The 12,808-nt window shown below is 41.2% G+C and carries 11 protein-coding genes and 2 tRNA genes; 3 read left to right on the forward strand and 10 right to left on the reverse strand.

Annotated features, from left to right (window positions below; all coding sequences use genetic code 11):
* Positions 1-103: 103 nt before the first annotated feature.
* The 4 genes from pykF to BDE27_RS12715 form a co-directional block, all read right to left on the reverse strand.
* A complete protein-coding gene (pykF, locus tag BDE27_RS12695) occupies positions 104-1,513 on the reverse strand; it encodes a pyruvate kinase PykF (protein WP_099132855.1) in 1,410 nt (469 codons plus the stop codon).
* Positions 1,514-2,032: 519 nt separating this feature from the next.
* A tRNA-Val gene (locus BDE27_RS12705) sits at positions 2,033-2,109 on the reverse strand.
* A 34-nt stretch (positions 2,110-2,143) separates the two neighbouring features.
* Positions 2,144-2,220, reverse strand: a tRNA-Val gene (locus BDE27_RS12710).
* 160 nt (positions 2,221-2,380) lie between these two features.
* A complete protein-coding gene (locus tag BDE27_RS12715; RefSeq protein WP_099132856.1) occupies positions 2,381-3,754 on the reverse strand; it encodes an MATE family efflux transporter in 1,374 nt (457 codons plus the stop codon).
* A 287-nt stretch (positions 3,755-4,041) separates the two neighbouring features.
* Here BDE27_RS12715 and BDE27_RS12720 point away from each other — a divergent pair, with 287 nt between their 5' ends.
* Positions 4,042-4,686 carry a riboflavin synthase subunit alpha gene (locus BDE27_RS12720; protein ID WP_099132857.1) on the forward strand — a complete coding sequence of 215 codons (645 nt, stop codon included), beginning with the start codon at positions 4,042-4,044 and terminating at the stop codon, positions 4,684-4,686.
* A 79-nt stretch (positions 4,687-4,765) separates the two neighbouring features.
* On the opposite strand, the gene cfa is transcribed toward BDE27_RS12720, so the two are convergent.
* Entirely contained in the window at positions 4,766-5,917 is a 1,152-nt protein-coding gene (gene cfa / locus BDE27_RS12725; RefSeq protein WP_099132858.1) for a cyclopropane fatty acyl phospholipid synthase, read from the reverse strand.
* Positions 5,918-6,234: 317 nt separating this feature from the next.
* Positions 6,235-7,416 (reverse strand): purine nucleoside transporter PunC, encoded by a 1,182-nt coding sequence (gene punC / locus BDE27_RS12730; protein WP_099132889.1) that lies wholly within the window; start codon positions 7,414-7,416, stop codon positions 6,235-6,237.
* Between the two features lie 123 nt (positions 7,417-7,539).
* Between punC and punR the strand changes: the two genes are divergently transcribed.
* Positions 7,540-8,448, forward strand: a complete 909-nt coding sequence (gene punR / locus BDE27_RS12735) for a DNA-binding transcriptional activator PunR (RefSeq protein ID WP_099132859.1) — start codon at positions 7,540-7,542, stop codon at positions 8,446-8,448.
* Between the two features lie 3 nt (positions 8,449-8,451).
* On the opposite strand, the gene purR is transcribed toward punR, so the two are convergent.
* Complete coding sequence (purR, locus tag BDE27_RS12740; RefSeq protein ID WP_099132860.1) at positions 8,452-9,477, reverse strand: HTH-type transcriptional repressor PurR; 1,026 nt, start codon at positions 9,475-9,477, stop codon at positions 8,452-8,454.
* Positions 9,478-9,981: 504 nt separating this feature from the next.
* Positions 9,982-10,560: a superoxide dismutase [Fe] gene (gene sodB / locus BDE27_RS12745; protein ID WP_099132861.1), complete on the reverse strand. Its 579-nt coding sequence runs from the start codon at positions 10,558-10,560 to the stop codon at positions 9,982-9,984.
* Between the two features lie 364 nt (positions 10,561-10,924).
* Between sodB and BDE27_RS12750 the strand changes: the two genes are divergently transcribed.
* Positions 10,925-11,299: a Grx4 family monothiol glutaredoxin gene (locus BDE27_RS12750; RefSeq protein ID WP_099132862.1), complete on the forward strand. Its 375-nt coding sequence runs from the start codon at positions 10,925-10,927 to the stop codon at positions 11,297-11,299.
* Between the two features lie 71 nt (positions 11,300-11,370).
* On the opposite strand, the gene rnt is transcribed toward BDE27_RS12750, so the two are convergent.
* On the reverse strand, positions 11,371-12,030 hold the full coding sequence (rnt, locus tag BDE27_RS12755; RefSeq protein ID WP_099132863.1) for a ribonuclease T: 660 nt from the start codon (positions 12,028-12,030) through the stop codon (positions 11,371-11,373).
* Positions 12,031-12,209: 179 nt separating this feature from the next.
* The gene (gene gloA / locus BDE27_RS12760) at positions 12,210-12,617 is read right to left on the reverse strand and encodes a lactoylglutathione lyase (protein ID WP_099132864.1); all 408 of its coding nucleotides are present in this window, start codon (positions 12,615-12,617) and stop codon (positions 12,210-12,212) included.
* Between the last annotated feature and the right edge of the window lie 191 nt (positions 12,618-12,808).

A 12,808-nucleotide genomic window follows, 5' to 3' on the forward strand; every position in this document is an offset into this window, starting at 1 on the left:
TATAGAAATATAAAAAGCCCAATCTGCATAATACAAATATGGGCTTCTTTATGATCCTGGTACTGCCCAAGTTTAGACAGCGCTGTTGTTTAGCTTATTAAGCTTATAGCACGTGAACAGAGGAAGTGTTTGTGGTGCCACTTGGCACTAATGCACCGGAAACCATGACAACGATATCCCCTTTGTGTGCCATACCACTTGCCAATGCAGCTTCTTTACCAATACGATAAAAATCATCGGTAGAGGCGATTTCTTTGACAATCTGAGTGGAAACACCTTTGACCAACAGCAATTGACGAGCAGTGATTTCATTCGTTGTCAACGCAAGGATTGAGGCATTAGGGAAATATTTGCGGATAGATCTTGCAGACTTACCACCATATGTTGCCACGACAATTAATGGCGCTTCCAATTTTTCTGCAATTTCAACCGCACCACGGCACACTGCTTCGGTAACACGCAGCTTCTGAGTTCTGGTATGCTCAATTTTGCTGCCCATAACGCGATCTGTACGTTCACAGATTGTTGCCATGATGGAAACAGCTTCAACAGGGTATTTTCCTTTCGCACTTTCACCAGAAAGCATTACCGCATCGGTACCATCTAAAATAGCGTTAGCAACGTCGCCGGCTTCAGCGCGGGTAGGGCGTGGGTTTTTGATCATTGAATCCAGCATCTGGGTGGCAGTGATAACAACCTTACGAGCTGCATTACATTTTTCGATCATCATTTTTTGCGCGAAGATAACTTCTTCTACCGGGATTTCAACACCCAGATCGCCACGAGCAACCATGATGCCGTCAGACGCTTCGAGAATTTCATCGAAGTTATTCAAGCCTTCCTGATTTTCGATTTTGGAAATGATTTGGATGTGTTCGCCACCATGAGCTTTCAGGTGCTCACGGATCTCCAGTACATCTGAACGTTTACGGATAAAAGATGCTGCAACGAAATCCACGCCTTGCTCACAACCGAAGATCAAATCCTGTTTATCTTTTTCTGCCAGTGCAGGCAGGTTGATAGAAACATTTGGCAGGTTAACGCCTTTGTTTTCACCCAAATCACCGTTATTCAATACCTTACAGATGACTTCAGTCGCGGTAGTTTCTTTAACTGTCATGGCGATCAAACCATCATCAACCAATATAGTGTTTCCTGGTTTCAGATCTTCTGGCAGACCGACATAAGTCACAGCGACACACTCTCGATTGCCAATAACAGATTTATCTGTTGTAAAGGTGAAGGTTTGACCCGCTGTAAGGGAGACGTCATTGCCATCTTCCAGCTTCATGGTACGGATTTCAGGACCCTTAGTATCCAATAAGATGGCGGCTTTTTTGCCAGTTTTTGCTACGACCGCGCGAATGTTTTTAATGCGTTGGCCATGCTCTTCGTAGTCACCGTGAGAAAAGTTCAGGCGCATCACATTCATACCAGCATTAAGCAGTTCGGTCAATTTCTCTTCGGATTCTGTTTTTGGCCCGATAGTACAAACAATTTTGGTTTTTTTCATGACAATCTATCTACTGATTTTAATGGATTAAAAGAGAGAATCGCTGGCCATTCACATTTATGCCCGCATCATCAGGTGTTTTGAGTTGCGCAACATAGTGAAAAACGGATAGCAATAGAAAGTGAATAGTAGTAAGAGTCAAATGGTTTTTCAGCGTGAAGTTCGGTATGTGCAGATATACGGATTTAGTTCGACTAATCATCTGTAATTTTTTCTGGATTCGGTAAATTAATTAGCTGAAACCATTCAACTTATGACATAGGCGTATTATAGAGACTAATTTCTGTGAAATGAATCAAAAAATAGCTTTTGAAAGGATTTCCATACAGAAAAGAGGAGATAGCCATGGTTCATAATGAAAGAAATCAGAGAGTTGTTGCGCAAATAAAATAAAATTGAGTTTTTAATACACAAGTAGATTGGACAACAATCTAGTTCATGAGTACAAGAGGATATTGGAATGAAAAAATTGGGAAAAGGTAACTAGTATAAGAAAGGTGTGAAGTGATGAATTAGATATGGTGCGTCCGAGTGGACTCGAACCACCGACCCCCACCATGTCAAGGTGGTGCTCTAACCAACTGAGCTACGGACGCACATCAAGATTCTATTTTCTGTCAACCGGATATTTGGTGCGTCCGAGTGGACTCGAACCACCGACCCCCACCATGTCAAGGTGGTGCTCTAACCAACTGAGCTACGGACGCAATCTAAATTTCTGTGGCTGACAACGGGGACGAATATTAACGAGCACTGAGCCTTCTGGCAAGGGGAAAAATGCAAATTCTTGTTCAACTGCTCGCATTTACATCTTTTAGCATGAATTCGCAGCTTTTTCCCCTTGTGTTGGTAACTTAATATACTGAATTAACGAGTAGAACGTTTCAGAACATAATGGGCTGGCTGTTTTTGTGTCCATAAAATACGGTAACCCATCATGAATGCTGATGCGGTTAAACCGATAATAAACCCAATCCAGAAACCCTGTGGTCCCATCGGCTTAGTTACATAATCAGTCAATGCCAGAATATAGCCACTAGGTAGTCCTAAGAGCCAATAAGCAATAAAAGTGATAAAGAAAATAGAACGTGTATCCTTGTACCCGCGCAATACTCCTGATCCAATGACCTGAATTGCATCAGAAAGTTGGTAAATAGCAGCAAACAGCATTAAGTGGGAGGCAAGAATAACGACCTCAGGGTTATCGTTGTACATAAACGCAATGTGTTTGCTAAACAGTATCGTGAAGGTCGCTGTCATACAGGCAATAATTAAGCCAACAATAATACTCGTATATGCGGATACCTTAGCACCTTCTGTTGATTGTTGGCCCAGGTTATAGCCAACGCGAATGGTGGCCGCTATCCCCAATGACAGTGGAAACATAAACATCATGGAGCTGAAGTTGAGTGATATCTGGTGCCCTGCAACGGCCACGACACCGAGTGGAGAGACCAACAACGAGACGACAGCAAACAGAGTAACCTCAAAAAACATCGCTAAAGCGATAGGCAGGCCAAGCAGTGCAATACGTTTTTGCGTATGCCATTCAGGTCCCACAAATTTGTTGAATGTTTGGATATCTTTTTGAGAAGGAGAGTGCTTCACATAGGCAAATAGCAACAGGAACATAACCCAGTAAACGGTTGCCGTTGCAACACCACAACCGATACCACCTAATGCAGGCGCACCAAATTTACCGTAAATAAAAATATAGTTAACGGGAATATTGACCAGTAGTCCGGCAAGGCCTATGACCATTGCTGGTTTGGTTTTCGATAACCCTTCACATTGACCACGTAAAACTTGATAAAACAAATAACCTGGCGCTCCCCACATGATGGCATGGATAAATTCCGTGGCTTTTTGTGCCAATACAGGATCGACGTTATGTTGTGCTTCTATAACAAATCGGCTGTTATACAGTATTGCGATGGTCAAGATAGAGAGGAAAGTTGCAAGCCAAAATCCTTGCTGAATTTGGCCTGCAACATTTTTTCTCTGACCAGATCCATTCATGTGTGCCACGATTGGTGTCAAGGCGAGCAATAAACCTTGGCCAAACAGAATGGTTGGCAGCCAGATTGATGTACCAACAGCAACCGCTGACATTTCAATAGCACCAGCTTTACCAGCCATGACGGTATCGACGAAACCCATCGCAGTTTGTGAAAACTGTGCGATGACGACAGGGATCCCTAAAGCGAGCAAACTACGCGCTTCATTTAAATATTTCTGCACGTACTACACCTTTTTTGATTGAAAATTAACGAGAAAAACAAGAAATATTTTTGCGAGCAAACGATGTTAATGGAAAATATATCGCTTATAAGCTGTCATATTGTATAGGACTCATTTTATTAATCCAATCATTGCACGATGTTTATACTCAACATGATTGAAGCAACACTCAACTGAAACTAAACTCAACCAAAATAATGTATTAAACAAAATGGTATTTAAGTAATGTTTAAAAGTGGTGAGTGGGTTAAACTAATCCGCTAGATGAAATTATTAAAGAGGTTCCCATGTTTACAGGTATTGTTCAGGGAAAAGCACCGATAGTTGCTATTGATGAAAAAATGCATTTTCGGACCCATGTTGTTAAATTTCCGGCTGAATTATTACGCGGAATTGAAACGGGGGCTTCTGTTTCCCACAACGGTTGTTGTCTGACTGTAACTAAGATCGACGGTGATTTAATCAGTTTTGATTTAATGAAAGAAACATTGCGTCTGACCAACCTTGGCGAACTTAGGGTAGGTGATTTAGTTAATTTGGAAAGGGCTGCTAAATTTGGTGATGAAATTGGTGGGCATTTGATGTCCGGTCATGTTATTACAACAGCAGAAATTGCCAAGATCTTCACTTCTGAAAATAACCATGAAATATGGTTTCGAATTCACGATAAACAGTTAATGAAATATATCCTGCATAAAGGATTTGTTGGTATTGACGGAATTAGCCTAACAATTGGAGATGTAGTCAATAATCGCTTCTGTGTTCATTTAATTCCAGAAACATTGGAACGTACAACTTTGGGCAAAAAACGTCTCGGTGAAAAGGTTAATATTGAAATTGATCCACAAACCCAAGCGATTGTAGATACCGTTGAACGGATTCTGTCTCAGAAAGAACAAGAAAAATTATTGTCACAGACTGAAGAGCAATAAAAAATCTTTCTAGATTCGATAAAACACGAAAGCTACAGAAATACGATTTCTGTAGCTTCAAGCATTCCGTTATGGGGAGCTATCTAGGTACTCTCAATCCTTTTTCAATGCCTCGCGGACTAAAGACTATCTGCCATAACTGTATATCTCTTGCACGGAATGCACCTGCACAGGCGTTCAGGTAATAACTGAACATCCGTTTGAAGCGTGGGCTATAGTTATGCTCTATTTCATGCCAACTGGCGATAAATCGCTCATACCATGCCATCAATGTCCGGTCATAATCAGCCCCAAAATTGTGCCAATCTTCCATGACAAACTTTCCGGTAGTTGCTTTGGCAATTTTGGCGATCGATGGTAAGCAGCCATTGGGAAAAATATATTTGCTGATCCATGCATCGGAACCTAATTTATCAATATTGGAACCGATGGTATGGAGAAGGAACAGACCATCAGGTTTTAAGTTCTTTTTCACTATATTGAAATAATTGTCATAATTTTTAGGGCCTACGTGCTCAAACATGCCGACAGATACAACGCGATCAAACTGAAGGTCGAGGTTTCGGTAATCTTCAAGGATAATTTTTACATTTAGATCCTTGCAGTGTTCCTGTGCATACTTCTGTTGCTCGGCTGAAATCGTTACCCCTGTAACAGATACACCGTAGTTTTCTGCCGCATAGGCAGCCAAACCTCCCCATCCACAACCGATATCCAATAAAGTCATGCCTGGGGACAATTGTAGTTTTTCGCAAATCAGGCGCAGCTTATGGGATTGTGCTTCTTCTAGTGTGTTGGCATCTTTCCAATAACCGCAAGAATATTGCATGTGAGGATCAAGCATCCGGGTAAACAGGTCATTGCCTAAATTATAATGTTCCTCACCTACAATCCAGGCACGTTTGGGAGATTGTAAATTAAATATACGAGAGATAATTATCTTGAAGATATCCTTGACATTTTTAGGAATACGATGTTCTAAACCTGCCCGTAATACTTTGTAAAAGAAAATATCAAGGCGATCACATTCCCACCAGCCATCCATATAACTCTCACCCAGACCCAAGGAGCCTTTTTTCAATACGCGTTTATAGAAGTCAGGATTTTTAATCCGTATGTCGAAAGGGCGCTTACCATTGATATCAATATCAGTTTCCTGAAGCAATTCATGGGCGATCCTATGCCAAGGATCAGTGATTATTTTTTTACCTTCAACGAAAGACGAACTCATATACTCTCCAACATTTGTGTGATGGAATTTTGAGGTGTCACTTTGTAGCTGATTTTTATTATATAAAACCCCGAAGGTTTATTGGAAAATAATATAGAAATTGCATTGAAAAGCACATATTGCCTATTCATCCTGAAATTAAATAGAGCGTCAATGCTCTGAGAGACCTCAAATTCCGAGTTTTTAGAATAATGAATCCGTATGAGTATATGAGTGAAATAGTATTTAAACAATCATCTAAAGGTCACATAATGGTGTAACCTTTAGATAATAATGTTCTTAACTATTATTTTTTTGGAGAATTATTGTATTCATGTTTAGTGGTTTTTTTCAACACCTTGTTTTTGCAGCCAATAACCGACAGACATTGGAACAACCGTAAGCGCCATTGTTGTTGTCGTCGATAAAAGAGGGTATTCCATAAATACAGAGACGATCATACTCGCAACAAAACAGAGGCCCAATTGCAGGGCATTTTGTAATGCAGCCGCTTTACCACTATCCTGAGGATAAACAGACAGAGCATTTGCTACTGCAATTGGATAGGATGCACCATTCATTGCCGCCATCACACAAAAAGGAATAAGAATGGCTATAAATGAAGGTTCACTTAATATGGAAATCAAGCAAATAATGATCATGCTTACAGCATAGCCCACCAACAGAAATGGGAATACCGTTTCACTTTTTACTTTTTCCAGTAAGATACGGCAACCATACCCGCCAATCATAAATGCCAGAGTTTGGGGAATATAACTTAAGCCAATATCGGTAGGGTCATAACCCATATCTTTCAAAATTGTTGGTGAACCCGTTAGCCAGGCAAAAAAACCGGCACTGCAAGATGCATAGATCAATACATTTCCGTTAAAAACTGGGGAAGTTAATAACGTAAAGAAAGAAACTGCCTTTTTATCAGCGTGGGTTTCGATACTAGTACGCTTATTAGTCAGAAAAAATGTTGGTATTAACAGCAATATCGTTACGATCATTAAAACAAGGAAAATGACTCTCCAACCATTATGTGTCAATAGCCATGCGCCCAACAAAGGAGCAAGAGCAGGGGAAAGAGCAACCAAAGGCATGATCATGGCAAAAACACGTTTGGTACGCTCTGCATCATATCTGTCGACGACTAAAGCCTGCCAAGTCACCGCAGCGGAACAAACGCCAACCGCTTGCATAAATCTCAATACCAATAACTGGATCGGACCCGTTATCCAAAGCATACCTAAACAACTAATGGAAAACAGGGATAGGCCGATAATAAGAACAGGTTTTCTGCCTAAACGGTCAGACAATTGACCCCATAAAAGTTGTGCAAAAGCAAATCCGGCAAGAAAAATGCTAAGGCTCGCACTAATAGCATTAGTTGATGTACCTAATTCTGCTTTCATTGTATCAAAAGCGGGCAGATACATATCAATGGCCAGATAGCCTAACATGCTTAAACCCGCGAGATAAGACATAAATGGAATGGAGTTTTTATTTGTTGTCATTGTGTTAATAATCAGGTTTTGTAGTGGATAAGGAAATATTTGGCTTATTTTATATAGCATGATTTTTACTTGTGAAACGGTAATATTTGCACCATGTTGTGAAAAAAATTGAAAGGAAGATATATGTGGTCTGAATACTCTCTGGAAGTCGTTGATGCTGTTGCCAGAACAGGAAGTTTCAGCGCGGCTGCATCAGAACTTCATCGTGTGCCTTCTGCTGTCAGCTATACGGTAAAACAGCTTGAAGAATGGCTGGCAGTACCTCTGTTTGAACGTCGTCATCGTGATGTTGATTTAACGGAAGCGGGGGCAATTTTTGTCAAAGAAGCGCGTTCTGTTATCAAAAAAATGAATCACACTCGGCACCAGTGCCAACAGGTTGCCAATGGTTGGCGGGGACAATTTAGTATTGCGGTTGATCAGGTAGTAAAACCAGAGCGAACGCTTCGGCTAATTTTGGATTTTTATCGCCATTTTCCAGATATTGAATTACTTATCTATCCTGAAGTTTTCAATGGCGTGTGGGATGCTTTGGTGGATGGACGGGTGGATGTCGCCATCGGAGCGACACGTGCTGCCCCTGTTGGTGAGCGATATAGCTTCAGGGATATGGGGTTCATGCCTTGGTTGTGTGTAGCCAGTCCTGAACACGAACTGGCAGTAATATCGGGAAAATTGAATGATGACCAAATGCGGCCTTATCCCAGTTTATGTCTTGAAGACACCTCACGCAGTTTGCCTAAGCGTGATACATGGGCTTTGGATAATCAGCGGAGACTGATTGTCCCTGATTGGGATGTTGGATTAAGTTGCTTGATGGATGGATTGTGTGTAGGTATGGTGCCTAAACACCGTGCGCAACCGCTGATCCGTAAAGGCAAGTTGATTACACTTGAACTTGAACAACCATTGCCTGACAGCCCATGCTGCTTAACATGGTCGCAAAAAAGCCATTCACCGGCATTAAGCTGGTTACTTGATTATCTGGGGGATAGCGAAACGCTTAATGCCGAATGGCTGCAAGAAAATTAACCGTCAGCGGCGATAATCGATAAAAGGTCCATCTGCAACAGAGCGCCGTTCAACAAGGCGTGGGTGGACTTCGATAGTTTGTGCATCCTCACGTTTATTGACGATCCTGTCCAGTAACATTGAAAAGGCCATTTGCCCTAAACGCTCTTTGGGTTGGTGGATGGTTGTTAATGCTGGCGTAAAATAGCGGGCATTGCGAATATTATCATAACCGATGATTGAAATGTCTTGTGGAACGCGTAATCCCAACTCATCGGCTGCACAAATTGCTCCCATAGCCATGACATCTCCACCACAAAAAACAGCAGTTGGACGATGTTTTTGATTCAGGATCTTGTACATAGCTTGATAACCGGACTCAGGTTCAAAATCACCTTGTACAATCCACTCATCCCGAATAGCGATATTGGCTTCTTTTAGTGCTTTAAGGAAACCTTGGTGGCGCCCTCCTCCAGTATTTCTTGCCAATGGCCCAGGAATAGATGCAATATCACGATGACCACGTTCAATGAGATAACGGCCAGCCAGGTAACCACCATGAAAGGCATTATCAATAATTGCATCGGTAAAATCGCCTCTGGATTCTCCCCAATCCATGACTACCATAGGAATATTACGATAGCCTTCCAACATGTTCAAAAGTTGCTCAGGATATTCTGAACACATTACCAGCAAACCATCTACTCGTTTTTGTGCCAGCATCGCGAGGTAAGCTTTCTGTTTATCAAGGTTGTTATGAGAATTACATAAAATCAATGTATAACCTTTGCTATAGCAGCTATTTTCAACCGATTCTATAATCTCAGCAAAGTAGGGTGCTTCACTTGATGTTGCCAGCAATCCAATGGATTTGGTGTGGTTAACTTTCAAGCTGCGGGCAACGGCACTGGGAGAATAGTTCAATTCTTTAATAGCGGCCCAAACTGCGGCCTTTGTATCTTCGGCGACGAAACGGGTTTTATTGATCACATGGGATACGGTTGTAGTCGAAACACCAGCGCGTTTAGCCACATCTTTAATCGTTGCCATGAAAAAAGGACTCCTGACCTTCTGGTCTAATTTATATACCCTTTATCTTTCTTGTCGGGTATAGCTATTTGTTAATCGTTTACCAATATATTTATATACAGGGTGATGGTTGGCAATAATTTAGCGGTAAACCTTGAATTTTGTCTGATCTAGCTCAAAAGTGAAAGCAATAATCGATGCTATAAAGAGTATGGATTAAATATTGCGGTATGATTTTTAGATAATATGGCAAATAACTGCTTAAAATTTAGGATGTTGAAGTGTCTTAATTTTCACATTGAGGATGTTCTATGGATACAGATCTGAAATTGGGATTATTGGCCGCCAGTAGTGCATTAATCATGATTGTTTTTCTGGGGAGCCTCTGCCTGATCTGATCAAGATCTAAAAGAAGAATTTGTAGTCCCACTTACTTTAAAGGGGGGGGTCTCCAGCATACGAAATTCCGCGCATGAAGGAAAACCTGCCCTTATTATTTCAAGCTAGTATTAAGAACGAATCTTATTAAGCCAGATTTTCTTCAACAAATTTCCAGTTGACCAGAGCCCAGAAGTGCTCTAAATATTGAGGGCGTGCATTGCGGTAATCAATGTAATATGCGTGCTCCCAAACATCAACGGTCAGTACTGGCTTATCTTCGCCAGTCAATGGGGTTGCTGCATTAGAAGAGTTAACAATAGCCAGAGTGCCATCAACTTTCTTGACTAACCAAGTCCAACCAGAACCAAAGTTTTTCAGGGCTGCGTCAGTGAATTGCTGTTTGAACTCAGCAAAAGAGCCGAAAGCATTGTTGATAGCGTCTGCTACTTTTCCGGTTGGTTCGCCACCACCATTTGGTGACAGGCTATGCCAGTAGAAAGTATGGTTCCAAACTTGTGCTGCGTTATTGAAGATACCACCTTCAGATGTTTTGATAATCTCTTCCAGAGATTTTCCGGCAAACTCAGTATCTTTAATCAGATTATTCAGGTTTACAACATAAGCGTTGTGATGTTTGCCGTAGTGGTATTCCAGGGTTTCTGCAGAAATGTGTGGTTCCAGGGCATCTTTGGCATAAGGTAATGCTGGTAATTCAAAAGACATTGCATGCTCCTTTTTATTAATATCGGGTTTTTGGCTCCGCAAACCATGGCTTAGACACTAACCATGGGCAGGGCAAATTTAAGCTTATTATCGTGTTACTATTTTGATAATTATCTTAACAACTTTTCTGCTAAATAACAGGGAAAAAGATGCTATCACGCTGCGAACTGGTGCAGAACTAAACTTAACATGGATTGAATACAGTCAGTTGGAGTGGAAATATTTAATGATCATTTACTGCAAGTCATGGCAAAAATTTGCCATATAAAGTTCACGGTAGAAAAATTAGCGTAGAAAGTGGTATTCTGAATCAATCTTTATCTTATGCTAATAAATAGCGCTTGCAGTTTTTAAGGAAGCAAAAATGACTAATATAAACACTAACACGGTTACTGATACAACGGCTGATGCAGTCATTGAAAAAATCGAACGTCAGATCAGAGAAAACCCAATTCTGTTGTACATGAAAGGTTCACCAAAATTGCCAAGCTGCGGTTTCTCTGCACAGGCAGTTCAGGCCTTATCAGCTTGTGGTGAACGTTTTGCTTATGTGGATATTCTGCAAAATCCAGATATCCGAGCTCAATTACCTAAGTATGCTAATTGGCCGACTTTTCCTCAACTTTGGGTTGATGGTGAGTTGGTGGGAGGTTGTGACATTCTTGTTGAGATGTATCAACGCGGTGAACTACAAACACTGATCAAAGAGACTGCCGACAAGTATCGTGAGCAGGAATAAGGTCAGTTATTCATCTGAATAATGGCTACTTTTCATAGCCCCATACTTTAATTGGTATGGGGCTTGCTTTTTTAGGATTCGCAGCTGGCTGCATCAGTAGATGGTAGCGGCCAACCACCTAGACGTTTCCAGCGATTAACCAGTTCACAGAAAAGCAGGGCAGTTCGATCCGTATCATAAAGTGCGCTATGGGCCTGATTGCTGTCAAACGGAATTTCCGCTGTGATGCAGGCTTTGGCAAGAATTGTCTGGCCAAGAACCAAGCCACTGAGTGCAGCGGTATCAAAAGTAGCGAACGGATGGAATGGATTGCGTTTCAAACCAGCACGTTCAGCAGCAGCCATGACAAAACTGTGATCAAAATTGGCATTATGGGCGACCATAATTGCACGGTTACAATTCGTGTCTTTCATGCCCTTGCGGATCATTTTAAAAATTGCGTGCAAGGCAGTATATTCACTGACAGCGCCTCGCAAGGGGTTTGTAGGATCAATGCCAGTGAAAGCGAGAGCGGCAGGATCAAGATTAGCCCCTTCAAAAGGCTCGATATGAAAATGTAGCGTATTGGCAGGTGTTAGCCAACCATCTTCATCCATTTTTAAAGTAATTGCAGCAATTTCAAGCAAAGCGTCTGTACGCGCATTAAAACCAGCGGTTTCGACATCAATGACAACGGGATAGTAGCCACGAAAGCGCCCACTTAGCATATTTTGATCATTTTGATTAGACATCTGATTTTCAGTTCTTAGCTTCAGGATTCTATTTTTTAACTTTGGAATAGTGGGCATTATGACAAAATTTGGTGTGTCTTGCAGAAGTAATGCTTATTCGGTGGGGAATTAAAGGGCAAGATGCCCTTATTTAGGTATTTAAATAATTTCTAACTATAACTCGATAGTTATTGATAGAGTTAGTTGCCTAATGCATTGCTGGCACTTGAATTTTCGATGAGTTCAATCTTATAGCCATCAGGATCTTCAACGAATGCAATGACGGTTGTTCCACCTTTAACTGGCCCTGCTTCGCGAACTACTTTCCCTCCTGCAAGTTTGATGTGTTCACAGGTTGCTGCAACATCATCAACACCTAAGGCGATATGTCCAAATGCGGTTCCCATTTCGTAGTTTTCAACATCCCAATTATAGGTTAGCTCAATGACTGCGCCTTGACTTTCATCGGTATAACCAACAAACGCGAGAGAATACTTATACTCTGGATTTTCGCTGGTGCGAAGTAAACGCATACCCATTACCTGAGTATAGAAATCAATTGAGCGCTGCATGTTGCCAACCCGGATCATAGTGTGGAGTAAACGCATGATTACCTCTTGGTCTTTATAGTTTTATTGCGAAACATAGCTTTATTACAAAAACTTGGCTCACATATCTGCATATGATTGGTTAACTATAGCGTGTATAGATCAGATAATTCAAATTATCCGGTTTGTTTACCTTTAAGTTGTTACCATTTTATTTTGAAATGACAAGGGCGAAGTTTATACTGGTCAAT

This window comes from Xenorhabdus ehlersii (assembly GCF_003610465.1).
Classification (GTDB): Bacteria; Pseudomonadota; Gammaproteobacteria; order Enterobacterales; family Enterobacteriaceae; genus Xenorhabdus; species Xenorhabdus ehlersii.